Origin of the sequence: Bradyrhizobium vignae, assembly GCF_004114425.1 — a bacterium.
Taxonomy (GTDB): domain Bacteria; phylum Pseudomonadota; class Alphaproteobacteria; order Rhizobiales; family Xanthobacteraceae; genus Bradyrhizobium; species Bradyrhizobium vignae.
The window spans coordinates 57,367-79,352 of the sequence record NZ_RDQF01000006.1 but is presented as its reverse complement, the minus strand read 5'-3'; the positions used below and the strand labels follow the sequence as shown (position 1 = coordinate 79,352).

Here is a 21,986-nt window from a genome sequence, read left to right as displayed (position 1 = left end):
TTGCAGTCTCAACGTACGCTGGGCTTGTCCCAGGCATAGTCGTGGCAGCTCGATCAGAATGCGGTTCTCGGGGCGACGGAAGCCGAATTGCCTTGCGTCATAACCCAAGCGCGATCTCGGCCCATTTCAACATGCGGTCGCTATTGAGGAACGCCAGCACCGCCGGCTCCAGTGACGCGGGCGCGCCCGGTCCAACCAAGGCCGTCGCGGCCACCATGTCGCAGCGCTGATTGAAGGCGAGTGAGAGCGCGGCATTGCGATGTCCCTCGATGCGATAAGCCCGGCTGCGGCCGCGCATCGCACCGACGACGATCTCTCGGCCGGCAGCGATTGGCGTTGCCTTGCCGATCAGCGCCAGGTCGCCCATTTGCTCGAGGTCGCCATCGTCGGCGATGCCGGTGGCGCAATTGCAGAAGCCGAGCTTGGCGCGAACGTAGAGCTGGACCTCGCCGCCGCAATCCTCGGCCTTGCAGCGAAACGCCTTTCCTTTCCCCCAGGGATCTGCGGCGAAAGGCCAGTCGGTTTCCGTCCACACCGGGCGGACATCGCCGGACGCCGCTGTTGCGCGGGCCGGTTCGCCGGATCGCGATATCCAGAACGCAGCGGCTGCGCAGAGCACTGCGGCGGCTGCGCTGATCGCAATAAATTTGCTTGTCAGGCGCATGGCAGCTGTCGCGGCACTTCTACTAATTCTGAGCCATGAACTTTCGCGCCGCCGCGAGGTCCTCCCGCGAGGAGTCGCCATTGCGCGCCATGTCGACGACTTTCGCGTAGTACTGGCGTGCCTTCACCGCATCACCCGCCTTCTCGGCGGCGCGAGCGGCGCCGATCGTCGCGCCGAAGCGGTTCGGCTCCTTGCGCATGGTCCTTTCGAACGCGGCCAATGCTTCCGTCGCCATGCCGCGCTCGAGCAGCATGGTTCCGTAAAGCTCGCGTGCCGGGGCAAGCGGTCCCGGCGTCACGATGGATTTCTCGGTCTTGTCTTCGGCATCGGCGGCAAGGCGCATCGCTTCCAACGCCTCCGCCTGTTTCCCTTGGGCATTGAGCTGCCAGGCCGTGGCGACCTGCCGCTGAATGTCGACGATCTCGGCCCAATAGGCGTCCTTGTCCTGCTGCAGCTTGTCGCGCAGCTCCGCCAGCTTGGCGATATCAGCCGTTGCTGCGTCTGCATTGCCGGAGCGCGCGGCGCCAAGGGCGCGGGCGAAACAGGTGATCGCATCGACATAGGCAAACCGGCTCGGCTCGACCTTCAGCGCGGCGGCGCCCTGCCAATCACCGCGCTCGACCATATAGCGCGCCTGGCTGGCCGTTATCGCGTAGGGACCGGCGCGCACGAAAGGTGCATAGCCCGTGGTCGCAACCATGTCCGCGATGACGTCGCGGGCTCGGCTGTCCTGCGCAAGCTGGAGCAGGGCGTAGACCATATAGTCGTCGGCATGCAGCTGCTCGCTGGGATCCTTGCCCTCCTTGGCAGCCTTGGCGGAACGGCTATTGGCCTCGATGGATTCGTTCCAGTAGCCGACGCGCGTGAAGATGTGCGACGGCATATGCAAAGCGTGCGGCGCCGCCGGCGCGATCTCGGAATACCGCTTGGCGGCGTCCAGGCCTTTCTCGGCGATCGCCGGATAGTCGTAGAGGTGGATCAGGTAATGGGCGACGCCGGGGTGCCGTGGCTGCCGCTTGAAGATCGGCTCCAGGATGGCCGCGCCCTTGAGCTGGTTGGCATAGGTCTTGTCGTTTGGTGAGGCCGTGACATTCAGCGTGATGGCGTAGGCGATCTGCGCCTCGTCATCGTCGGGATAGCGCGCGGCGACGGCTTCGGTTGCCTTGAGATAGGCCTGCGCGCGCTGGCCAAACGTCGTCTTTTCGTCGCCCGAATAGAAGGCCAGCAGCGCGTCGATATAGTCACGTTCGCGTTCGCTCTTGGCGCCGAGTGCCTTGGCCTTCTGCAGCGCCGCGAGGCCCTCGGCGAGGTTTTCCTTCGGGGCGGGAAAATGCGGGTTGTACAGCAGGCTCAGGGCAATGCCCCAATAGGCGATCGCGCAGTCGGGATCGGCCTGCAACGTCTCCTCGAAAATCTCCTTCGCGGGCCGGTACCAGAACGAGTGCTGATAGCGCATCCCGCGGTCAAAGCGGCGCTGCGCCACCTCGTTGCAGGAGGTCTGGAAGTGGACCTTACCAAACTGCTGGTCGGTCCCGTCCTCCGCGCGTGCCGCAGGTGTGGCGGAGATCGAGCACAGGGTCGCGATGGCGAGAAGAGAGACCGTTCTCAAGGCGAGCGCGCGCATGGGCCCCTCCGTTTCTGTTCTAATTTGGTCGGATGGCGCCGACAAAGGCCGAAGCGCCGAAGTTCGTCGTGCTGAAATGGGCGATGGCAATTGCGTGTTGGAAGGATTTGCTCATTCGCGATGCGAGTCAATAGGAGCGTTAGGGAAGCACGCCTGTCAGGCTCCATCCGCCCCGTGTGCGAAATCGTATCCTGACCGGCATTGGCCGAAACGCAGCCGTGCGGCACAGCGCGTCGGGACTCATTCAAGCTCGGGACGCGGAACTGCGGCGCCTCCCTGCATTTCCCGCGGTCTGGGTGGCTCCGATGGCAGGAGCTGTCAGGCGACAGATGGACGCAATCGCAAATCACTCGCCGCGTTGCAGTCGCAAATGTCGTGAGCTATCGATTTGAAAAACCGATCTTGAATCGGAGGTACGCATGAGCACCATCACCGGCGGCTGTCACTGCGGCGCAATCCGTTATGAGGTCCAGGGCGACGCGATGGTCCACGCGCTGTGCCACTGCCGCGATTGCCGGCTCCACGCCGGCGCCCCAGTCGTCGGCTGGACGATGTACGCGGAGGATGCCGTCAAGGTGACGAAGGGCGAGCCGAAGGTGTACCGGTCTTCGGAACATGTCCGGCGGCACTTTTGCGCCGACTGCGGAACCGGCCTGTTCTATTTCAACGCCAGCATGCCTGGTATCGTCGACATCCAGAGCGCGACTTACGATGATCCCGAGGCCGTGCCTGCGACGATGCAGATCCAGGTCGCCGAGCGGCTGCGCTGGATGAAGCGGGCGCACGAACTGCCGGCATTCGACCGCTTTGCTCCGCAACCTTAGCGGCGGAGGACGACGCCGGCTCTTTTGCGGTCATCCCCGGATTGGCAAGGCTCGTGGCGCAGGGTTCCGAGCCGATCGGCTGCGAACCGATAAAGCGCATGAATGGCCGGACCGGATCTCCGGTTGACGCGGCGCCCATAATTCCATAACTCCAGATATATGGAAATAGAAAAAGCTGTCCTGGCACTCGCCGCGCTGTCCCAACCCACCCGTCTGGAGGCGTTCCGGACGCTGGTCAGACACGAGCCTGAAGGTCTTGCGGCCGGCGACCTCGCGCGCCTGCTGGAAGTCCCGCAAAACACGCTGTCGGCGCATTTGTCGATACTGAGCCGCGCCCGCCTCGTGTCTTCGGAGCGGCACAGCCGCTCGATCATCTATCGCGCCAGTCTCGGCGAATTTCGTGATGTTGCCGTCTTCCTGCTGCGCGATTGCTGCGGCGGCCGGCCGGAAGTTTGCGAGCCTGTCGTCGAGACCCTGCAATCGTGCTGCTCACCGAAACCCAGAGGGCGAGCCCGCTGATGGACAATTTCGCTCTCTCGCGGCGCCTCGCCGCCGAAGCGCTCGGCACGGGCATTCTCGTGGCCACCGTGGTCGGCTCCGGCATCATGGCGGAAACGCTGACCAAGGACGTCGCCCTTGCGTTGCTCTGCAATAGCTTGCCGACCGGCGCCATTCTGGTTGTCCTGATCACGGTGCTCGGCCCGGTCTCAGGCGCACACTTCAATCCCGCCGTGACACTGGTCTTCACCGGCAAGCGCGAGCTGCCGGCGAACGAGGCTGCGCTCTATGTCATCGCGCAAATCGCCGGCGGCATCGCGGGGACGGTGGCGGCGCATCTGATGTTCGCCCTGCCGCTACTCGACCTCTCGACGAAAATTCGAACCGGAGGGCCGCAATGGTTCGCCGAAGCGGTGTCCGCCTTCGGGCTGGTTGCGACGATCCTGGCCGGCATCCGGTTTCAGCGGACGGCAGTGCCTTGGCTGGTGGGCCTCTATATCACCGCGGCCTATTGGTTCACGGCCTCCACCTCGTTCGCCAATCCGGCCGTGGCCATTGCGAGGTCGCTGACAAACACGTTCTCCGGCATCCGTCCCGCCGACCTGCCCGGCTTCATCCTTGCCGAGCTGTGCGGCGCCTTCGCCGGCATGCTGCTGATGAACTGGCTGCTCGGACGCTCACGCGCGTCCGCCTCAGTCGCAATCACGGAGACAACCCGATGACCGTCACCATTTATCACAACCACGCCTGCGGCACCTCGCGCAACACGCTGGCGATGATCCGGCAGAGCGGCACCGAGCCCGTCGTCGTCGAATATCTTAAGACGCCGCCGTCGCGGGACAAGCTCAAGGAGCTGATCGCGACAATGGGCATTCCGGTCCGCGCGCTGCTGCGTGAGAAAGGGACACCCTATAAGGAGCTCGGCCTGGATGACCCAAAATGGACGGACGACCAGCTGCTCGATTTCATGGTCGCCCATCCCATTCTCATCAACCGTCCGATCGTGGTGACGCCGAAGGGCACGCGCTTGTGCCGGCCGTCGGAAGCCGTGATCGATCTCCTGGACAATCCTGTCGGCCGCTTCGTCAAGGAAGACGGCGAAGTGGTCGAACCGCGCGGACGAAAGTAAGCGACTTTCGGGATCGGCAGGTCGACCACCCCCGGCACCACCGACTTGATGCGAATGTTTCGGAATTGCACCTTCGAACCATCATGATGGTCAAATGGATGCGCGCTCCGCTCTGATCCAACGAATGGATCCTTGAACTTGTCCGCACCACAGCGAGCGCTTGCGATTGTGCGGGACGGCTATCGACTCACTGCCGCTCACGATCGTCAGGATGAGTCCGCCAATCTCGACCCACTGTTTGATGATCCTGCCCGGACGGCTCAGCTCGCCCCATGTGCTCGGCTTCGTTGCCACCTTGCGCTTTCCAGTCACGGCCAATCTGGACGTCTTCGGCATCTCTCTTGTCCTGCCCCCGGGTCTGCTCGGCCTGCCGTGGCGTTTGATCCGGCAGCACCGGAGCGGCGGCCGGACCTGGCTGAGCCGGGGCCTTCTCCAATTCGGCGGCAAGCGAAGGACCAACAGTACAGGACAGCAGAACTGCCGTTGTCATTGCAAGAACGCGCATGGTTTCCTCCTCGGTTCGACGAAAGGGTCAGACCAGCACCCGAGTTCAGAAGCGATCGCAACCCTTGGCGCTGCACGGGACAACGCTCGAATAAGGCGCCTTGCTCCACGCCCATGCACTGAATTGATGCTCTGAATGACTTCGACTCCGTAAAGCACGCGCCTCGCTCGACGAGCATCATCGTCTGCAGCTCCCCTCCCTCGTAGCTCCCTCCCCTGAGCTCAACTCTTGGTGCTGGCCGTCTTGTCCAGCGCCGCACGCACGCCGCTCGCGAGCTTGATCGCATCGTCGTTGGCCCAGAAATGCATGAAGAACAGGCGCGGCTGCTCGTCCAGCATGTGGCTGTGCAACGCCGTCACGGCGATGCCATGCGATCGCAGCGCCTTGATCACCGGGTTGACCTCGTCGCCGGTCAGCACGAAGTCGCCGGTGATGGCCGCCTTGCCCGCGCCGGTCGGCTGGAAGTTGATGGCGGTCGCAACCCCCAGCGGCCCGACCGGGCTCAGCTGCATTCCCTGCTCGGTGACGGGATCACGGCGGGGCACGTTGAACTGGTAGACGCCGCCATTGGCCTGTCCCTTGACGCCGATGATCTGGTCGAGCTGCGCGGTGTCGAGATCGACGGCAGACGGCGGGGCCGCGGGAGCCGGCACGGAGAGCGGCGTCTTGCTTTCGGCGAGCGCCTCCTTGAGAGCCGTTGCGATCCTGACGGGATCGCCGTGTCCGGCCACGTGCATGTAGAACGTCGCCGGGCTCGCGCCGAGCAGATGGTTGTGCACGGCCGTGATCTCCAGCCCGTTCGCGATCATCTTCGTCATGACCGGGCTGATCTCGGATTCGAGCAGCACCAGATCGCCCATCGCCATGACGCCGCCATGGGCCGGCTTGAACGCGACCCAGCCGCCGAGCGCCAGCGCCGGCTTGATGGTCACGCCATCGAGCGTCACCGTGAGGTCGGTGCGGGGAAAACCGTAGCGATGCACATCGCCGGTGACGGCCGGCTTACGGCCGAGCGCATCATCGACTTTCTGCCAGTCGACATCCTGTGCATGAGCGGTCGCGATGAAGCAGGCGCCGATGGCCATCAGCGCCGAGATTGTCTTGCGCATTGATCTCTTCCCTTGAGCTCGAATTGGGTTTCCGGAGCCGTCTCAGTTCCGCTCCTTGATCTGGCCGCTGCTGTCGACAACGAGCCGCACCTGCTTGCCGTTCTTGATCGCCTTGGCGGTCGTTCCCTCGGCGGTCGACTTGATGTCGCTGACCTCGGTGTAGCCAGCCGCCTTGATCCTGGCGATGAGTTCGTCCTGGGTCAGCGCGCGTGCGGCCGAAGCGCCGCCCGTCAGCGCCAGAATGAGGAAAGCGTGGAGGATTGTCCGTGTGCGCATGGTCGTTCTCCTGTGTCCCCGCCCCAGGTGAAGTCCGTTTCGCAAGGTTACGCATCGACAAGTCCGGCGCGCCGCGCCGGACTGACGAGCCGAAATGATGTGTTGGATGATATCGGGGTGTCGGATGACATGCGGCGTCCCTGGTGAAGATCAGGACGCGATTCTTGGGCATGTCGCCTCACGGGGAGATCGCACATCCCCGACAGGCCGAGTAGAAGACCGGCTGGCCGAGCTGTCAACTCACCCCTTCCCGGGAATCCTCACAAAGAATTTCATGCTTCGTTTGGAACCACAGCACTCTTGAAACCGGAAGACCATGTCGATGCGGCCGGCGCCGACAGCTACGTGCTGTGCGAGATCAACGCGAGCTCGTGCTTTGCGATTCCCGAGGAGGCACCGGCCGCAATCGCGCGGACGGCAACGCATGCTCCGGACGACAGGCGTGGGTTCGGGCGCATAGCGGAGCAGCGGCAAGCTTTCGCAGATCAGATCTTCGGGAGCTTCGCCCGCTCCACCACCCCGGTCCATTTGACGATCTCGGTCTCGATCAGCGCCTTCATCTCCGCCGGCGAGCTGCCACGGACCTCGCCGCCGACAGCCGTCTCGAGACGCTGCTTGATCTCGGGGTCCCTGAGCACCTCGAGCGTCGCGGCATTGAGCGTCGCCATGATCGCAGGCGGCGTGCCCTTCGGAGCCAGGAGCCCTGCCCATGTGCGCACGTCGTAGCCCTTGATGCCGGCTTCCTGAACCGTGGGGACATCGGGCAGCAGGGCGGTGCGCGTCGGCGAGGTCACCGCGAGGCCGCGGATCGCACCACTCTGGATCTGCGGCGCCAGCAGGACGGGCGTGCCGACGATGATGGGCACTTCGCCGCCGAGCAGCGCGGTGATGGATTGCGAATCGCCGCGATACGGCACGTGCACGATCTCGACGCCGGCCGCCGCGTTCAGCAGCTCCCCGGCGAGATGATGCGTGCTGCCGAAGCCGACCGATCCGAAGCTGAGTGCACCCGGCTTCTCCTTCGCGATGGTGATGAGATCGCCGAGCGATTTTGCGGGGTAGTCGTTGCGCACGGCGATGACCAGCGCGTAATAGACCAGCGTCGAGATCATCTCGAAACTCTCGGCGGGCTGGTAGGCGAGGCTCTTGTAGGTCGCCGCGGAAATCGCATGCGCCCCGGTGACGAGACCGATCGTGTAACCGTCGGGCGCGGCCTTTGCGATCGCATCCGCCGCGATGTTGCCGCCCGCGCCGGGCTTCGCCTCGACGATGATCGGCTGCCCGAGCTTCTTCGAGAGCCCGTCGGCGATGATGCGCGACAGCGCATCGGCCGCACCGCCCGCGGCAAATCCGTGCACCAGGCGGATCGGGCGCGATGGATAGTTATCCGCCGCCGCAAGAGTGGTTGCAAGGCAACCACTCAGCAGAAAAATGGCCGCAGCAAGTCGCTTCATCCCACGCATGGATGCTTCTCCCCTTGATTGTTATGTCTTTGGCCGCAGCGCGTGCGGCGATCTCTCGTTCGAACTCAAATTCGTTAAAGTGTGAGCATGATCTATTCGGAAAACCGCTTCACACTTTTCCGGATCATGTCTAGCGCGCGAACTCCGTACATTCCGGCGAAGGCGCCATGCCCCAGACGTCGCGCGGCAGGCCGACCCAGACTTTTGGCCGCTGCGGACGATCGCGGTGCCACGGGCGCGGCTCGAAATAGCCGAGCGCCTCGTCGGTCATGCGGTCGAGATCGCAGAACAGTTCGACCAGATGGCCGTCGGGATTGCGGTGGTAGATCGCGGTGTTGTGGCCGGGGCCGTGACGAACCGGGCCCCAGAGCACGGGCAGCTTGTGCCGCGCGAGATGATCGCAGGCGCGATGCATGTGGTCCGGGCCCCGTAGCTCGAAGGCGAAATGATGCAGGTTGCGCACGGGCGCGCGAGCGAAGTTGAGCGTGTGGTGCTCGAAGCCGCTGCGCATGAAGACGAAGCGGTCCTCGATCCAGTCTGAGACCCGCAGGCCCATCACGTTCGCATAAAACTCCGAAGCGGCTTGCGGATCGGGCGTGCGCAGCGCGACATGGCCGAGCTTGGCGACGGCGAGCCCGCCGATCCGCTCCTGCGCGGGCGTCGGCGTCCAGCCCTGGATCAATTCGAAGCGCGTTCCCTCGGGGTCGCTGAAGGACAGCAGCCGGGACACGCCAGGCAGGGGATCGCTGTGAAGCTCGGGCCGCAAGCCGGCCTGCTTCAGCGCTGCGCCCAGCGCCTCGATCTGGACATCGGGGGATATCTCGAAGGCGATGCTCTGCAGCGCGGCGTCCCCTCGCTCGATCACCAGCGAGAGCTGCTCGGACTCGTTGGCGAGGAATAGGCGGCCACCATCACGGGCGACGAGGCCGAGACCGATCACGACGCGGTAATAGTCGAGCAGCCGCTCCGGATCGGGCGAGGTGAAGGTCGCGTGCCGCAACCGGGTAAAGCGTGCAATGGGCGCTTGTGTCATCGTCCACCCCCTCATGGCGTCATGATGATCTTGCCGAGCGCGGAGCCCTGCTCCAGCAGCGTATGCGCCTTCCTGACCTCGTCGAGCTTCAGCACCGCCGAGATCGCCGGCTTGATCGCATTGCGGCTCAGCGCCTCGATCACGCTGCGCATCAGGGCGCGGCGGCCGTCGCGATCATGGTCGTAGATGTGGAAGGAGAAGCAGCGCACGGCCGGACAGATGTCGAGATGGTTGCGCATCGCCGCCATCAGATTCTCTTCCGGCAATCCGGCGAAGGCATTGTACGACAGCAGCGTGCCCCATTTGCCGAGCGCGCCGAGATAGGCGGTGAACTCCGGCCCACAGACATGATCGAGCACGAGGCCGACGCCCTCGCCTTTCGTCAATTCGCGCGTCCGCGCCACCACATCCTCGCTGCGGTAGAAGACGATGTGATCGGCGCCGTTCGCCTTCGCGAACGCGGCCTTCTCCTCGGTCGAGACCGTACCGATCACGGTCATCTCCGCGAGCTTTGCCAGTTGCACAAGCGCGGTGCCGACGCCGCCGGCAGCCCCGATCACCAGCACGCTTTTGGGCGCGCGCGGATGGCGGCACTCGTGCAGCAGCGCGTAGGCGACCTGGTAGTTCGACAGGCACACGGCGGCTTGCAGATCGACATGGTCGGGCAGCGGGTGGATGGCATCTGCGGGTGCGACCACATAATCGGCGTAGCAGCCGCCGCGCTGAGACAGGTCGCGCGCGCTCAGCAGTACCTTCTGGCCGATCGCAAAGCCCTCGACATCACGGCCGAGGGCAGAAATGCGGCCGGCGACGTCGTTGCCGGGATTGGCCGGCAATGGCGGCATCCATTTGTAGACGCCGCGCCGGATCAGCGCGTCGGGCTGCCCGACCCCGAACGCCTCGGCCCGGATCTGCACCTGGCCTGCGCCCGGCACGGGCACTGGAAGCTCGACCACCTCAAGTGCATCCGGCCCGCCCGGCTGACGCACCAGCACTGCCCTCATTTGTTTATGCTCCCCAGATCATATTTTCGAAAATCATACCGTTTACGAAAATTATTGCAAGATGGTCGTTGCCGCGGCATCTTGAGCCATCGATTCATTGGCAGGCCCATGCCCGACAGCGCCATTCGCCCCCGCAAGGAATTCGGCAAGACCATCGCCGCCGACATCACCCATCGGCTGCGCGAGGAGATCATCGCCTGCGGCCTCGCGCCGGGCGAGCCGCTGCGCTTCGACGTGCTGCGCGAACGCTTTGGCGCGAGCTTTACGACGCTGCGTGAGGCGCTGACGGCGCTGGCCGCCGAAGGCCTGGTTGACGCCCAGGAGCAGCGCGGTTTCCGCGTCGCGCCGGTCAGCCGCCAGGATCTGGTGGAGGTCACCGATGCCCGCGTCCTGATCGAGGTGGAATTGATCCGCCGCTCGATCGAGCGCGGCGACGATGACTGGGAAATCGCTGTCATCTCGACGCTGCATCGCCTGAAGCGGATCGAGCAGCGCGATCCCGAACATCCCTTGCGCGATCCCGAATGGAAGATCGCCCATCGCCAGTTCCATCAGGCGCTGGTCTCCGCCTGCGGCTCGGCGACGCTGCTCGCCATTCGCGCCGAGCTGTTCGATCGCGCCGAGCGCTACCGGCACCTCTCGGCCAATTTCCGGCCTCGCCCGCGCGACAAGGCCGGCGAGCACCAGGCCATCATGCAGGCCGCGATCTCGCGCAATGCCGATCTCGCCGTGCAATTGATCGAGGCGCATATCCGCTCGACCTCCGACAACGTCGCGACGTACGCCGGCCATCTGCTCGACGCCGAATAGGGGCGGGTAGCATTTCCGCGCTCCGGGCTTGCGTCGCGGATAATTTTCGAAAATAATGCGTCTCATCGAAAATCAAAACCTTGGGACGGAACCATGAAGCTGCTGTCGTTCTTGGACGGAAATCGGGAAAGCTGGGGCGCCGTTGTCGAAAATGGCGTGGTGGATCTCAGCCGCGCCCTGCCCCAGTACCCCACGCTCGCCGACTTCCTTGGCAGCGACGACTACGCACGCCGTGCGGCCATCGTCGCCGGGCACAAGCCGACCCTCGCGCTCGGCGATATCAAATACCTGCCGGTGATCCCGCGGCCGGAGAAGATCGTCTGCGCGGTGCGCAACTATCTCGACCACCACAATGAGGCGGTGGCGTTCGGCATGAAGCGCGAGATCACCGAGTTTCCGCCGATCTTCCTGCGGGTCTGGCGCTCGCAGGTCGCGCACAACGCGCCGGTGATCCGGCCCAAGGTCTCCGACAATTTCGACTGGGAGGGCGAGCTCGCCGTCGTCATTGGCAAGGGTGGCCGCCACATCAGCCAGGCCGACGCCTGGAATCACGTCGCGGGCTACTCGATCTACAACGACGTCAGCGTGCGCGACTGGCAGCGCCACGCGCAGCAGATCGCCTCGGGCAAGAACTTCGTCGGCACCGGCCCGTTCGGGCCGTGGCTGGTTACTCCTGACGAGATCGGCGATCCCACCAAGCTGAAGCTGGAGACCCGCGTCAACGGCGCGACCGTGCAGTCCTCCGACACCTCGATGCTGATCTTCTCGATCCCGCGGCTGATCGAATATTGCTCGACCATCTTCGACCTCGTGCCCGGCGACGTCATCGCCACCGGCACGCCCGCCGGCGTCGGCTTCACCCGCAAACCGCCGATCTTCCTCAAGCCCGGCGACGTGGTCGAGGTCGAGATCGAGAACATCGGCGTGCTCCGCAATCCCGTCGTGGACGAGGCATAAGACGCGGCATGTCCCACGACACTCGCAAGACCGCGCTCAGCGTCGAGACCGTCTGGCACGAGCGCGGCCCGCGGCTGGAGAAGCCGCTGCTGGTCGGGACGGCCATAGCAGTCGTTCGCAATCCCTTCGCTGGTCACTATGAGCCTGATCTGATGCCGTTCCAGGCGTCCTTGCGTGAGCTCGGACGCGAGCTCGCATCCGGGCTGATCGCGCAGCTCGGCGGCGCCCAGCGCATCGAAGCCTATGGCAAGGTCATTATCGTCGGCGAGGACGGCGAGCTCGAGCACGGCGCCGTCTGGCACGAAGCCGGCGGCCACGGCATGCGCGAAGTGCTGGGACAGCCCAAGGCGATCGTGCCGGCGGCGAAGACCATCGGCGGCGCAGGCACGCGCCTGATGGTGCCGCTCGGTCACATCCATGCCGCCTATGTCCGCAGCCATTTCGGCACCGCCGAGATGACGCTGTGGGATGCACCACGGCGTGACGAGATCGCTTTCGGCCTCGTGATGGCGACCGGCGGCCGCCCCCACGCCCGCATCGGCGGCCTCAAGGCGTCGGAGATTTCCGTGCACGACGGGCAGCGCTGACGCGCCGCCCGTCTCCGCCTCACAGGAAACCGGTCGAGATCCACGGGATCGCCGCGACGATCAGCGTGCCGATCAGCAAGGCGACGATATAGCCGACGATCGGCTTGATGCCCTCGTCGGGACTGATGCGGCTGATGGCGCAGGCCGCGTAATAGCCGACGCCGAACGGCGGTGCGAACAGGCCGATGCCCATGGCGAGCACGACGACCATGGCGTAGTGCACCTCATGCACGCCGACCTGGCGGGCGATCGGAAACAGCAGCGGCCCGAACAGCACGATGGCCGGGATGCCCTCGAGCACGCTGCCGAGAATGACGAAGGCGAGGATGGTCACACCGAGGAAGACAGGTGTTCCGCCCGGCAGCGCCGTCATGAACTTTGCGAGCGAGGCCGAAAAGCCCGATTGCGTCAGCGCCCACGCCATCCCGGTCGCGGCGCCGATGATCAACAGGATCGCGCCGGATAGCGACGCGGTCTCCACCAGCATCGGATAGAGCCGGCGCCAGGAGAACTGACGATAGATCAGCAGTCCGGTGAGAACCGCGTAGACGATTCCGATCGTCGACACCTCGGTCGCGGTCGCGACGCCCTCGACCACCGCGGCGCGGATGACGAAGGGCAGTGCCATCGCCGGAATGGCGATGACGAAGGCGCGGCCGATCTCCCTCCACGTCGCCCGCTTCACATGCGACAGGTCCTCGCCCCGGTATCGCCACCACACCACGGTGCAGAGGCCGATGGCGAGCACGATGCCGGGCAGCAGGCCGCCGGTGAACAGGGCGGCGATCGACACCCCAGTGACCGAGCCGATGGTGATCAGCACCAGCGACGGCGGAATGGTCTCGGTCTGGGCGCCGGTTGCCGCGAGCAGCGCGACGAGATCGCCGGGCTTGGCGCCGCGCTTGGTGATCTCGGGAAACAACACGGGCGCCACGGCGGCCATGTCCGCCGCCTTCGAGCCCGAGATGCCCGACACCAGATACATCGCTCCGACCAGCACGTAATGCAGACCGCCGCGCACGTGCCCGAGCAGGCTGGCGAGGAAGCCGACCATGGCGCGCGCCATGCCGGTCATTTCGATCAGCAGGCCGAGGAACACGAAGAGCGGCACCGCAAGCAGGATCAGATGGCTCATGCCTTCGTCCATGCGTCCGATGATGACGACATCGGGCGTGTTCGTCGTCAGCGCGAGATAGCCGACGGTCGCAAGTCCAAAGGCGAACGCGATCGGCACCGCCGCCAGCACCATGGCGCCGACGATGACCACGAAGAAGATCAGCAGGTTCAGGTTGCCGAGCGGCTTGAGCACCGGTGCGACGAGAACGAGCGCGGCGATGATGCCGGCGACGAGCGCGACGGCTGCGAGCAGGCTGCGCAAGCCCGAGATGCGGACGAGCCGCAGGACAGCCGCGATCAGCATCAATCCGATTCCGACGGGTAACGCCGCCGCCCGCCAGCTGTTGACGATCTCGAGCGCCGGCGTGGTGACGAACACCTCGTCGGCCGCGAATTCGTAAGCCGGGTGGATCACCAGCAGCAGGAACGCCAGTGATGCCGCGGCGGCAACGACGTCCAGGAATGCGCGTGCGTCGGGACTGAGCATGCCGATGATGGCCGTCATCCGCATGTGCTCACCGCGCTGGAACGCGATCACCGATCCCAGCATGGCGAGCCACAGGAACAAGATGCCGGCGAGCTCGTCCGCCCAGATGATCGGGGCGTGAAACACATATCGTCCGACGATGCCGGCCGACAGCACGACGATCTCGGCCAGCACCAGCAGTGCAGCCGGGATCGCAACCACATGACCAAGCGCCTTGTTGGCCCTGACGGCCCATAGGCGCACACCGGATTGAGGTTCCGCGACAGCGGCGCCTTCGTCGATGCTCGGCGTATGGTTGCGCGCCGTCATGACAGCTTGCCCGCCGCCTTCTCGAGTTGCGCCCAAGCCTCCTCGCCGAACTTGCCCTTCCAATCGGAGTAGAAGCTCGTCTTGGCGAGTGCCTGCCGGAACGCACCACGGTCGACTTCGATGAACTGCATGCCCTTGGCGGTGAGGTCCGCGCGCAGCGATTCGCTCAGCTTCGCGATATCGGCGCGCTCGTCTTTGGCCGAACGGTCGAACTCGCGCGTCACGATCGCCTGCACGTCCTTGGGCAGCTTCTCGAAGGCACGCTTGTTGCCGAGGATCCAGTAATTGTCCCAGACATGCCCGGTCAGGGAGCAGGTTTTCTGCACCTCGTAGAGCCGGGCGGTCGCGATGATCGGCAGGGGGTTTTCCTGACCGTCGACCACTTTGGTCTGGAGCGCGGAGTAGACCTCGTTGAAGTTGATCGGCGCGGGACCGGCCCCGAGCGCCTGGAACAGCGATGTCAGATTGGGGGCGGCCGGCACGCGCAGCTTGAAGTTCTTGAGGTCCTCGGGCGTCCTGATCTCGCGGCCGGACGAGGTGACGTGGCGGAAGCCGTTATCCCAGGGGCTCGATACCGCCATGATCGGCGTCCTCGCGATCTGCGCGCGGATGTAGGCGCCGAGCTCGCCATCCATCGCCTTCCAGACCGCATCATAGCTGGTGAAGAGAAAACCGAGATTGACGATGCCCGCGGCCGGGACCAGCGTCGCCAGGATCAGCGACGACAGGTTGAAGAACTCGACGCCACCGTTGCGGACCTGGGTGAGCAGGTCGGTATCGGAGCCGAGCTGGTTGGCCGGGAACAGATTGATCTCGAGCCGGCCGCTCGTTGCCTCGCGAATGCGGTCGGCAGCTTCCTTGGCGCGGATATTGACGGGATGCGTCGGATCCTGACCGGTCGCGAGCTTGTAGGTGAATTCGGCGGCCGAAGCGGGACGCGTGAGAATGGCGCACAACGGCACGGCCGCGCCGGCGAGGAGCAGCTTGCGACGGGTGAGGGTGATTGGTTTCCGCGGAATCATCTATTCCTCCTGTTGAGCTTGGATTGTTCTGCAGCGATGGCTTTCGCCACTGCCGTGGCTGCCGGCCGGCCCTCGGTGCACCGGCATTGGACGGCAGCTGTCCCTCTCCACAGCAGCGCTGCGAAGCATGTTGGCCTGGTCGATGGTGAACGGTGGCTGCGGGCTAGCGCAGCCACTCCTTGATCTGCCGCGTCACTTCGGCGGTCGAGATGCCGTAGCGATCATGCAGCGTCGGCAGCGCGCCGGCGGCGAGAAACTCGTCCGGAAGTCCGATCTGGCGGAATGCCGGATGAACGCCCGAACGCATCAGGAGCGAGGCCACGGCCTCGCCGAGACCGCCGATCACGGTGTGGTTCTCGGCGACGACGACGAGGCGGCCGGGCCTGCCGGCCTCGTGCAGGATCGCCTCGGTGTCGAGCGGCTTGATCGTCGGCACGTGCAGGACAGCCGCGTTGACGCGGTCATCCGACAAGGCCTGCGCCGCCTCCAGCGCGCGCATGGTCATGATGCCCGAGGAGATGATGAGGACGTCGCCGCCATCGCGCAGCAGCGCGGCCTTGCCGAGCTCGAAGCGATAGTTGTACTCGTCGAGCACCAGCGGCACCTGTCCGCGCAGCAGCCGCATATAGACCGGTCCACGATGAGCAGCGACCGCCGGCACGATCTGCTCGATCTCGTGCGCATCGCAGGGATCAATCACCGTCATGTTGGGCATCGCACGGAACAACGCGAGGTCCTCGGCCGCCTGATGGCTCGGTCCGTAGCCCGAGGTCAGGCCGGGCAGCGCGCAGGCGATCTTCACGTTGCGGTCTTCTTCCGCGATGGTCTGGTGGATGAAATCGTAGGCCCGGCGCGAGGCGAACACCGCATAGGTTGTCGCGAATGGCATGAAGCCTTCGGCCGCGAGTCCGGAGGCTGCGCCGAACAGGAGCTGCTCGGCCATGCCCATCTGGTAGTAACGATCGGGAAAGGCCTGCGCGAAGATGTGCAGGTCGGTGTATTTGCCGAGATCGGCGGTCATGCCGACCACGTCCTCGCGGCTGCGGGCGAGTTCGACGAGCGCGTGGCCGAAGGGAGCGGGCTTGGTGCGCTGCCCTTCCGCCGCGATCGAAGCGATCATCGCAGAGGTGGTCAGGCGCGGCTTGGCCGAAGAGCTCGATCCGGCGGATTTCATGGCTGCTCTCCCGCGTTCAGTTCAGACAGCGCGAGCTGCCATTCATGCGGCTCGACGCGGATGAAATGATTCTTCTCACGCTGCTCCAGGAAGGGAACGCCCTTGCCCATCAAGGTGTCGGCGACGATCATGCGGGGCTTCGGCTCGGCATGTGCCATCGCGGCATCGAAAGCACCCACCACGGCGGCGAGATCATTGCCATCGACGCGCTGCACGAACCAGCCGAACGCTTCGAGCTTGTCGACCAGCGGTTCGAAGCCGAGCATCTGCTTGGAGGGACCATCAGCCTGCTGATTATTGACGTCGACGATTGCGATCAGATTGTCGAGCTTGTGATGGGCCGCCGACATGATGGCCTCCCATTTGGAGCCCTCGTCGAGCTCGCCGTCCGAGAACAGCGTGTAGATGCGCGCCGCGGATTTCTTGCGCTTCAACCCGAGCGCCATTCCGACGGCGATGCCGAGCCCAAGGCCGAGCGAGCCGCCGGACATCTCCATGCCCGGGGTGTAAGAGGCCATGCCCGACATCGGCAGACGGCTCTCGTCGAAGCCGTAGGTTTCCAGCTCCGCCTCGGGGATGATCCCGGCCTCGATCAGCGCCGCATAAAGTGCGATCGCATAATGTCCGTTCGAGAGCAGGAAGCGGTCGCGCTCCTCCCAGGCGGGATCTTCGGGCCGAAAGCGCATCGCGTGAAAATAGGCGACCGCCAGCACGTCGGCGATGTCGAGCGCCTGCGCAATATAGCCCTGGCCCTGAACCTCGCCCATGAGCAGGGCATTGCGGCGGATGTTGCGGGCGCGCTGTGCCAGCGTCAGCGCATTTGCGAGTGTCGGTGTTGCCATGTGTCTCCCCTCCTCGCTCAGTGGATCAGCATGCCGCCGTTGACGTCAATGACCGCGCCGGTGACGTAGGCCGACAGATCGGAGGCGAGGAAAGTGTAGATGCCGGCTACGTCGGCGGCCTCGCCCAGCCGTCCGAGCGGTATGCCCTCGAGGATCTTCGCCCGCATCTCGTCCGTGAGCTTGCCTGCGGTGATGTCGGTGCCGATCAGGCCGGGCGTCACGCAATTGACGCGGATGCCGTCGGGCCCGAACTCGCGCGCCATCGCCTTGGCGAGCCCGAGCACGCCGGCCTTGGCCGCCGAATAATGCGGCCCGCCGAAGATGCCGCCGCCGCGCTGGGCGGAGACGGAGGACATGCAGGCGATCGATCCGCTTCTGCGCTTCTGCATGTGCGGGATCACGGCCTGCGACAGGAACAGGATGCCCTTGAGGTTGACGTCCTGGATGCGGTCCCAATCTTCCGGCGTGATGTCGAGAAGCTTCACCGGCTGGGTCACGCCGGCGTTGTTGATGAGGATGTCGATCCGGCCGAACTTTCCGATGACCGCCTCGACGGCCTTGATACAGGCGTCCTTGTCAGTGACGTTGCAGGCGAGGCCGAGATGCGGCTGGCCATTGACGGGTTCGAGGTTGCGCGCTGCGTCTTCCGCCGCCGAACCATCGATGTCGAGAATGGCGACCCGGGCGCCTTCGGCGGCAAAGCGCCGGGCCGTGGCAAGGCCGATGCCCCGCGGCGAAGCCGCGCCGGTGATGATTGCAGTCTTGCCGCGAAGCAGCATCTGATCCTCCCTGAAGGCTGTGCCGAGGCTCCCGAGGGGCGCCATTGTTCTTGACCGGTTGATAATGCCCCTGCCCGCTTTCCGACAAACGCGCTGTTGTCTTGCATGGGTGAATTTGGTTCACTCGTCGGATGCTGCTATCCAGCATCCCGATATCCGCTGTCCGCGCTTTCGAGGCGGCTGCGCGCACCGGCTCGTTCCGCGATGCGGCGAACGAGCTTCATCTGACGCCGAGCGCGGTGAGCCACGCTATTCGCAAGCTCGAAAGCGCGATGGGCACGATATTGTTCGAACGCAGTGCCCGCGCGGTCCGCCTGACGCCAGCGGGCGAGAACCTGATGCGCCATGCCGGCGCCGCTTTCGATAATTTGCGCCGCGGCATCGAGGAGGTCGCCGGCCGCGGCCCGCAATTGCTGAGGGTGCACTGCGCACCGAGCTTTGCCGCCCAGTGGCTCGCTCCGCGCCTCGCCCGCTTCATGGCCGCCGAACCCAAGCTCGAGGTACGCCTCGCCGCCAACACCGAATATGCCCGGTTCAGCAACGACGATTTCGACATCGACATCGTGTATGGACAGCCGAGAGCCGAGGGGGTCGAAGTCATTCCGCTCGGCGAAGAGACCGTGACGCCGCTCTGTACGCCCGCACTGGCGAAGAAAATCCGCAAGCCGAAGGACCTGTTCGATCAGGTCCTGATCCGCTCGGAAGTGAAGCAGGTGCAGTGGCATCAATGGTTCACCGCCAACGGGCTCGAAGCGCCGGCGATTCACGGCATGCGCTTCGATCGCAGCTTCCTGGCGATCGCAATGGCGTCGAGCGGCCTCGGCGTGACGCTGGAATCAACCCGGCTGGCCGAACAGGAAATCGCGACCAGGCGATTGGTCGCCCCCCTCGCCGGACGCTCGGTCGATATCCGCTATGTTGGCCATCATCTCGTCTTTCCGCGTGCAAGCCGGCAGCGGCGGCCCGTCCGCGTTTTCGCCGCGTGGATCACGCGTGAGATTGGAGCCGGCGGCTCCCTTTGACCGGCGCTTGATACTGTGCATCGGTGGCAGACGCGCAGGCAGGACCGGTCAGCCCTTCGAGACGACCGCGCGTCCGTAAGGCGGCTGTGCCTGGACCGGCGGATTGGCGGTTTGGGCGGCGAGTTCGCCGATCAGTCGGTCGGCATCGGCGGCCATGCCGTCGGGGGCCTGGATCACCAGGCGTTCCAGCGCCCAGCGGTAGGACGAGATGCGCTGCTCCAGGCATTGCTGCACCCACTGGATGATCAGCGAGTTCTCCTGCATGCGCGCGACCGCGTCGTCCCTCTCCCTCGGCGACAGCGCAGAGACGCGCGCCATGCTGGCATTGCGTTTCCTGTCGAGATCGATGACGCGGATCGCGCTGGCAAAAAACGGCTCGAAGCGGGTGATGTCGTTGCGGACGTCCTCGATCAGCTGCGCATAGCGCGAGGAATGCGAGCGGTGCGGCTCGTCGATCAGCGTGCGGCCGTACATGGTACGGTCGAACACGATCTTCTGCCGCCAGGGCGAGGGCAGCGGCTTGTAGTCGCCGAACACGCTCTTCCAGGCGGGCCGAGACAACGGCGGCTCGATCATGGGATAAGCGAGGTCGCGCAGCTGGCGCTCTTCGTCGGTGAGCTGGAATTGCGAGGGCGTCACGCCGACGCTGGAGGTGACCTCCGCGCCCAGCCAGCGATGCATGTCGTCGCTGCGCATGTCGGCGCGGGTGCGGCCGAAATCACCGCCGCTGCACGCGCCGAGAGTCGCTGCGAGCAGCGCGAGCAGGACGGCCGACAGCACAGGCCGGATCTGGCGGATGGAGTCCGGCATCGCATGAAACCGGATGTCAGCGACGGCGGCGACGGCGCCCCGGCGCTGCGCCCTGCTCCGGCCCGCGATCGCCGCTGGTTTCGTCCGCCTCACGCTCGATGCGGATCACGGGAAGGATCAGGACCGTTCCCATGTCCACGCGCGGAGCGACATCCCCCGACGAGCCCACCCGGCGACCGGCCGGAAATTCGATGATGGTCCCCATGCCAGCTCTCTTCAATTGCCGCGCGACCGAACGCGCCCCTGCAACATGCATTCATTAAGATCAGCTCATGGTTAACGGGGTGTAAACGCGTCCCGTGGACCGTAACCGCACGGACGGGCGCGCCGTCCCGTTGCGGCACGACAACGCCTCAAATTGCAGGGCCGGCTTCACGCCTCGTTTTCCTTAACGAGGCTTTAAAAGAACTTGCGCTAGGCTCGCCCCAAGTATCTTTCCCGAGTTGCGTACGCCTCCATGACCAAGTCGCTGTTTCCCGGATTCGACGGGCTGATGACCCTGTCCCGTCGCGAAGGTGTCGATGTCCGTCCGACGCTGCTGCGCGTGCTGACCGACCTTTATGTCCAGACCAGCACCCACAGCGATGACGAGCAGCGGCAGTTCGTCGAGCTCGCCACGCGGCTGATCGACCAGGTCGACGATGCGACGCGCGCGGCCGTCAAGGCGCGGCTCGCGGTCTATCCGCAGACGCCCGTCCCGATCCTGCAGAAGCTCGGGCTGGTCGCGACCCAGGAAGGCCGCAGGATTCCATTGGCGCGGGAGATTCCCGCTCCGCCCCACGCACCCGCTCCGGCGCGCGCGCCGAGCGAGGCCGAGCAGCGCATGGCCTCGAACATGGCGATGCAGCCGAAGGAGGCGGCCGAGATCCACGACATGTTCTTCCGCGCCGGCGCCTCCGAGCGCGCGCTGATCCTGCATAATCTGGCGCAGACCCCGCTGAAGGCCGCTCCCCGCATTCCGACCGCGCGCGCCAAGCGCGCGATCCAGATCCTGGAGATGGCGGCGATCGCGGGTGACGCCGAGAACTTCACCTTCGAGCTCGGCGACAGCCTGATCCTGCCCTCGCGCGTCGCAGCCCAGATCGTCGACGATGCCGGCGGCGAGGCGCTCGCGGTTGCCGCGCGCGCGCTCGACATGCCTAGCCCGGTCTTCCAGCGCATCCTGCTGTTCTTCAAGCCCGAGATCGGCACGTCCGTGAACGCCGTGTACCGGCTGTCGCGGCTCTACGACCGCCTCGGCGACCGCTCGGCGCTGGTGATGGTGGCGGCTTGGCGCGGCTCGACGCTCGCGGTGACGCGGGCGAAGTATCAACCGTCACTGCATGACGGCGAACGCCAGCGGGCGCGCGCGGGCGCGAACCAGACGCGGCCTGGCGTACAGCCGGGCTCCAGTCCGACGGTGCGCACCGGGACCGGCGGATCGTCGGATCGCTGATTTGCTCGCGCCGCCTCAGCAGGTGGCGACGCTGAGCGTTAGGCACGAAACGACTTCCAATCTCGTCATTGCGAGCGCAGCGAAGCACTCCAGAGTCCCTCCTCGGAAAGATTCTGGATTGCTTCGCTGCGCTCGCAATGACGTTGTGGCGACAGCTACGTCTTCGCCAATTCCAGAAAATGCCGGCCCGCGCGATCCTCGGTCTCGACGATCCACGCGTCGGGATCGAAGCGGATCTCCTTGGTCAGCCGCTCCTCGATCGTGTGCTCCGGCAGAGGCTGCGGCGCGACCGGCACGAAGAGGCGATCGATGGGCCGACCGTCGTCATAGACGGTCTGCGGCGCCGGCGCATACAGCATCGCATTGCCGTCGAGCAGCGACACCTTCACGAACACCGCGCCCGCCTCCTCGGCACCACGACGCCGCACGGCACCGAACACGCCCTCGGTCTGGCAGCGGCGCAAGTAAGCCGCCACCCAAATGTTGGATTTCAAACGCATGAATCCG

25 protein-coding genes are annotated in these 21,986 nt (G+C 65.2%); 9 read left to right on the top strand and 16 right to left on the bottom strand.

Annotated elements, in window-relative coordinates; all coding sequences use genetic code 11:
• Positions 1–97: 97 nt before the first annotated feature.
• Together EAV90_RS07130 and EAV90_RS07125 are read right to left on the bottom strand one after the other, a co-directional pair.
• A complete protein-coding gene (locus EAV90_RS07130) occupies positions 98–664 on the bottom strand; it encodes a hypothetical protein (RefSeq protein ID WP_129142984.1) in 567 nt (188 codons plus the stop codon).
• A 22-nt stretch (positions 665–686) separates the two neighbouring features.
• Positions 687–2,288: a hypothetical protein gene (locus tag EAV90_RS07125; protein WP_129142983.1), complete on the bottom strand. Its 1,602-nt coding sequence runs from the start codon at positions 2,286–2,288 to the stop codon at positions 687–689.
• Between the two features lie 419 nt (positions 2,289–2,707).
• Between EAV90_RS07125 and EAV90_RS07120 the strand changes: the two genes are divergently transcribed.
• The 4 genes from EAV90_RS07120 to arsC all read left to right on the top strand — a co-directional run bounded on the left by EAV90_RS07120 (position 2,708) and on the right by arsC (position 4,739).
• Positions 2,708–3,112, top strand: a complete 405-nt coding sequence (locus EAV90_RS07120; RefSeq protein WP_129142982.1) for a GFA family protein — start codon at positions 2,708–2,710, stop codon at positions 3,110–3,112.
• 159 nt (positions 3,113–3,271) lie between these two features.
• Positions 3,272–3,631, top strand: coding sequence for an ArsR/SmtB family transcription factor (locus EAV90_RS07115; RefSeq protein ID WP_122404129.1), 360 nt, complete (start codon positions 3,272–3,274; stop codon positions 3,629–3,631).
• Positions 3,631–4,332, top strand: a complete 702-nt coding sequence (locus EAV90_RS07110) for an aquaporin (RefSeq protein WP_129142981.1) — start codon at positions 3,631–3,633, stop codon at positions 4,330–4,332. The genes EAV90_RS07115 and EAV90_RS07110 overlap by 1 nt, the downstream gene beginning before the upstream one ends.
• Positions 4,329–4,739: an arsenate reductase (glutaredoxin) gene (gene arsC, locus EAV90_RS07105; RefSeq protein ID WP_129142980.1), complete on the top strand. Its 411-nt coding sequence runs from the start codon at positions 4,329–4,331 to the stop codon at positions 4,737–4,739. The genes EAV90_RS07110 and arsC overlap by 4 nt, the downstream gene beginning before the upstream one ends.
• A 187-nt stretch (positions 4,740–4,926) precedes the next feature.
• On the opposite strand, the gene EAV90_RS40055 is transcribed toward arsC, so the two are convergent.
• From EAV90_RS40055 to EAV90_RS07070, 6 genes are all read right to left on the bottom strand, one after another.
• The gene (locus EAV90_RS40055) at positions 4,927–5,244 is read right to left on the bottom strand and encodes a hypothetical protein (protein ID WP_181956122.1); all 318 of its coding nucleotides are present in this window, start codon (positions 5,242–5,244) and stop codon (positions 4,927–4,929) included.
• Between the two features lie 221 nt (positions 5,245–5,465).
• Entirely contained in the window at positions 5,466–6,353 is an 888-nt protein-coding gene (locus EAV90_RS07095; RefSeq protein ID WP_129142979.1) for a DUF1259 domain-containing protein, read from the bottom strand.
• A 42-nt stretch (positions 6,354–6,395) separates the two neighbouring features.
• A complete protein-coding gene (locus tag EAV90_RS07090; RefSeq protein WP_122404133.1) occupies positions 6,396–6,629 on the bottom strand; it encodes a hypothetical protein in 234 nt (77 codons plus the stop codon).
• 485 nt (positions 6,630–7,114) lie between these two features.
• Positions 7,115–8,092 (bottom strand): tripartite tricarboxylate transporter substrate binding protein, encoded by a 978-nt coding sequence (locus EAV90_RS07080; protein ID WP_122404134.1) that lies wholly within the window; start codon positions 8,090–8,092, stop codon positions 7,115–7,117.
• A 130-nt stretch (positions 8,093–8,222) separates the two neighbouring features.
• Complete coding sequence (locus EAV90_RS07075) at positions 8,223–9,125, bottom strand: VOC family protein (RefSeq protein WP_122404135.1); 903 nt, start codon at positions 9,123–9,125, stop codon at positions 8,223–8,225.
• Positions 9,126–9,136: 11 nt separating this feature from the next.
• On the bottom strand, positions 9,137–10,129 hold the full coding sequence (locus EAV90_RS07070) for a zinc-dependent alcohol dehydrogenase family protein (RefSeq protein ID WP_129142978.1): 993 nt from the start codon (positions 10,127–10,129) through the stop codon (positions 9,137–9,139).
• Positions 10,130–10,237: 108 nt separating this feature from the next.
• Here EAV90_RS07070 and EAV90_RS07065 point away from each other — a divergent pair, with 108 nt between their 5' ends.
• The 3 genes from EAV90_RS07065 (at position 10,238) to EAV90_RS07055 (ending at position 12,483) form a co-directional block, all read left to right on the top strand.
• Positions 10,238–10,939 carry an FCD domain-containing protein gene (locus EAV90_RS07065; RefSeq protein ID WP_063690882.1) on the top strand — a complete coding sequence of 234 codons (702 nt, stop codon included), beginning with the start codon at positions 10,238–10,240 and terminating at the stop codon, positions 10,937–10,939.
• A 93-nt stretch (positions 10,940–11,032) separates the two neighbouring features.
• A complete protein-coding gene (locus tag EAV90_RS07060) occupies positions 11,033–11,896 on the top strand; it encodes a fumarylacetoacetate hydrolase family protein (protein WP_129142977.1) in 864 nt (287 codons plus the stop codon).
• 8 nt (positions 11,897–11,904) lie between these two features.
• Positions 11,905–12,483 carry an amino acid synthesis family protein gene (locus tag EAV90_RS07055; RefSeq protein ID WP_129142976.1) on the top strand — a complete coding sequence of 193 codons (579 nt, stop codon included), beginning with the start codon at positions 11,905–11,907 and terminating at the stop codon, positions 12,481–12,483.
• A 19-nt stretch (positions 12,484–12,502) separates the two neighbouring features.
• Here the strand turns inward: EAV90_RS07055 and EAV90_RS07050 are convergent, their stop codons facing one another.
• From EAV90_RS07050 to EAV90_RS07030, 5 genes are all read right to left on the bottom strand, one after another.
• Positions 12,503–14,395: a TRAP transporter large permease gene (locus EAV90_RS07050; RefSeq protein WP_129142975.1), complete on the bottom strand. Its 1,893-nt coding sequence runs from the start codon at positions 14,393–14,395 to the stop codon at positions 12,503–12,505.
• A complete protein-coding gene (locus tag EAV90_RS07045) occupies positions 14,392–15,417 on the bottom strand; it encodes a TRAP transporter substrate-binding protein (RefSeq protein ID WP_129142974.1) in 1,026 nt (341 codons plus the stop codon). Before EAV90_RS07045 ends, EAV90_RS07050 begins: the two co-directional genes overlap by 4 nt.
• A gap of 163 nt (positions 15,418–15,580) precedes the next feature.
• On the bottom strand, positions 15,581–16,591 hold the full coding sequence (locus EAV90_RS07040) for a transketolase family protein (RefSeq protein ID WP_129142973.1): 1,011 nt from the start codon (positions 16,589–16,591) through the stop codon (positions 15,581–15,583).
• Positions 16,588–17,433 (bottom strand): transketolase, encoded by an 846-nt coding sequence (locus tag EAV90_RS07035; protein WP_129142972.1) that lies wholly within the window; start codon positions 17,431–17,433, stop codon positions 16,588–16,590. Before EAV90_RS07035 ends, EAV90_RS07040 begins: the two co-directional genes overlap by 4 nt.
• Positions 17,434–17,450: 17 nt before the next feature.
• Entirely contained in the window at positions 17,451–18,212 is a 762-nt protein-coding gene (locus EAV90_RS07030) for an SDR family NAD(P)-dependent oxidoreductase (RefSeq protein WP_129142971.1), read from the bottom strand.
• A 134-nt stretch (positions 18,213–18,346) separates the two neighbouring features.
• Here EAV90_RS07030 and EAV90_RS07025 point away from each other — a divergent pair, with 134 nt between their 5' ends.
• Entirely contained in the window at positions 18,347–19,234 is an 888-nt protein-coding gene (locus EAV90_RS07025) for a LysR substrate-binding domain-containing protein (RefSeq protein WP_129143086.1), read from the top strand.
• Positions 19,235–19,282: 48 nt separating this feature from the next.
• On the opposite strand, the gene EAV90_RS07020 is transcribed toward EAV90_RS07025, so the two are convergent.
• Both EAV90_RS07020 and EAV90_RS07015 read right to left on the bottom strand, forming a co-directional pair.
• Positions 19,283–20,044 (bottom strand): hypothetical protein, encoded by a 762-nt coding sequence (locus EAV90_RS07020; protein WP_122404143.1) that lies wholly within the window; start codon positions 20,042–20,044, stop codon positions 19,283–19,285.
• Positions 20,045–20,060: 16 nt separating this feature from the next.
• Positions 20,061–20,249: a hypothetical protein gene (locus EAV90_RS07015; RefSeq protein ID WP_122404144.1), complete on the bottom strand. Its 189-nt coding sequence runs from the start codon at positions 20,247–20,249 to the stop codon at positions 20,061–20,063.
• Positions 20,250–20,501: 252 nt separating this feature from the next.
• Here EAV90_RS07015 and EAV90_RS07010 point away from each other — a divergent pair, with 252 nt between their 5' ends.
• Positions 20,502–21,479 (top strand): DUF2336 domain-containing protein, encoded by a 978-nt coding sequence (locus EAV90_RS07010; protein ID WP_129142970.1) that lies wholly within the window; start codon positions 20,502–20,504, stop codon positions 21,477–21,479.
• Between the two features lie 155 nt (positions 21,480–21,634).
• On the opposite strand, the gene EAV90_RS07000 is transcribed toward EAV90_RS07010, so the two are convergent.
• A complete protein-coding gene (locus EAV90_RS07000; protein WP_129142968.1) occupies positions 21,635–21,979 on the bottom strand; it encodes a DUF1491 family protein in 345 nt (114 codons plus the stop codon).
• Between the last annotated feature and the right edge of the window lie 7 nt (positions 21,980–21,986).

What these genes read in the sequence shown, in the direction of transcription:
- arsC (WP_129142980.1), top strand. Translation starts at nt 4,329, where the DNA reads ATGACCGTCACCATTTATCACAACCACGCCTGCGGCACCTCGCGCAAC.
- EAV90_RS07075 (WP_122404135.1), bottom strand. Translation starts at nt 9,125, where the DNA reads ATGACACAAGCGCCCATTGCACGCTTTACCCGGTTGCGGCACGCGACC.
- EAV90_RS07050 (WP_129142975.1), bottom strand. Translation starts at nt 14,395, where the DNA reads ATGACGGCGCGCAACCATACGCCGAGCATCGACGAAGGCGCCGCTGTC.
- EAV90_RS40055 (WP_181956122.1), bottom strand. Translation starts at nt 5,244, where the DNA reads ATGCGCGTTCTTGCAATGACAACGGCAGTTCTGCTGTCCTGTACTGTT.
- EAV90_RS07000 (WP_129142968.1), bottom strand. Translation starts at nt 21,979, where the DNA reads ATGCGTTTGAAATCCAACATTTGGGTGGCGGCTTACTTGCGCCGCTGC.
- EAV90_RS07040 (WP_129142973.1), bottom strand. Translation starts at nt 16,591, where the DNA reads ATGAAATCCGCCGGATCGAGCTCTTCGGCCAAGCCGCGCCTGACCACC.
- EAV90_RS07120 (WP_129142982.1), top strand. Translation starts at nt 2,708, where the DNA reads ATGAGCACCATCACCGGCGGCTGTCACTGCGGCGCAATCCGTTATGAG.
- EAV90_RS07030 (WP_129142971.1), bottom strand. Translation starts at nt 18,212, where the DNA reads ATGCTGCTTCGCGGCAAGACTGCAATCATCACCGGCGCGGCTTCGCCG.
- EAV90_RS07015 (WP_122404144.1), bottom strand. Translation starts at nt 20,249, where the DNA reads ATGGGGACCATCATCGAATTTCCGGCCGGTCGCCGGGTGGGCTCGTCG.
- EAV90_RS07010 (WP_129142970.1), top strand. Translation starts at nt 20,502, where the DNA reads ATGACCAAGTCGCTGTTTCCCGGATTCGACGGGCTGATGACCCTGTCC.
- EAV90_RS07070 (WP_129142978.1), bottom strand. Translation starts at nt 10,129, where the DNA reads ATGAGGGCAGTGCTGGTGCGTCAGCCGGGCGGGCCGGATGCACTTGAG.
- EAV90_RS07130 (WP_129142984.1), bottom strand. Translation starts at nt 664, where the DNA reads ATGCGCCTGACAAGCAAATTTATTGCGATCAGCGCAGCCGCCGCAGTG.
- EAV90_RS07060 (WP_129142977.1), top strand. Translation starts at nt 11,033, where the DNA reads ATGAAGCTGCTGTCGTTCTTGGACGGAAATCGGGAAAGCTGGGGCGCC.
- EAV90_RS07110 (WP_129142981.1), top strand. Translation starts at nt 3,631, where the DNA reads ATGGACAATTTCGCTCTCTCGCGGCGCCTCGCCGCCGAAGCGCTCGGC.
- EAV90_RS07020 (WP_122404143.1), bottom strand. Translation starts at nt 20,044, where the DNA reads ATGCCGGACTCCATCCGCCAGATCCGGCCTGTGCTGTCGGCCGTCCTG.
- EAV90_RS07095 (WP_129142979.1), bottom strand. Translation starts at nt 6,353, where the DNA reads ATGCGCAAGACAATCTCGGCGCTGATGGCCATCGGCGCCTGCTTCATC.
- EAV90_RS07055 (WP_129142976.1), top strand. Translation starts at nt 11,905, where the DNA reads ATGTCCCACGACACTCGCAAGACCGCGCTCAGCGTCGAGACCGTCTGG.
- EAV90_RS07065 (WP_063690882.1), top strand. Translation starts at nt 10,238, where the DNA reads ATGCCCGACAGCGCCATTCGCCCCCGCAAGGAATTCGGCAAGACCATC.
- EAV90_RS07090 (WP_122404133.1), bottom strand. Translation starts at nt 6,629, where the DNA reads ATGCGCACACGGACAATCCTCCACGCTTTCCTCATTCTGGCGCTGACG.
- EAV90_RS07125 (WP_129142983.1), bottom strand. Translation starts at nt 2,288, where the DNA reads ATGCGCGCGCTCGCCTTGAGAACGGTCTCTCTTCTCGCCATCGCGACC.
- EAV90_RS07045 (WP_129142974.1), bottom strand. Translation starts at nt 15,417, where the DNA reads ATGATTCCGCGGAAACCAATCACCCTCACCCGTCGCAAGCTGCTCCTC.
- EAV90_RS07080 (WP_122404134.1), bottom strand. Translation starts at nt 8,092, where the DNA reads ATGCGTGGGATGAAGCGACTTGCTGCGGCCATTTTTCTGCTGAGTGGT.
- EAV90_RS07115 (WP_122404129.1), top strand. Translation starts at nt 3,272, where the DNA reads ATGGAAATAGAAAAAGCTGTCCTGGCACTCGCCGCGCTGTCCCAACCC.
- EAV90_RS07035 (WP_129142972.1), bottom strand. Translation starts at nt 17,433, where the DNA reads ATGGCAACACCGACACTCGCAAATGCGCTGACGCTGGCACAGCGCGCC.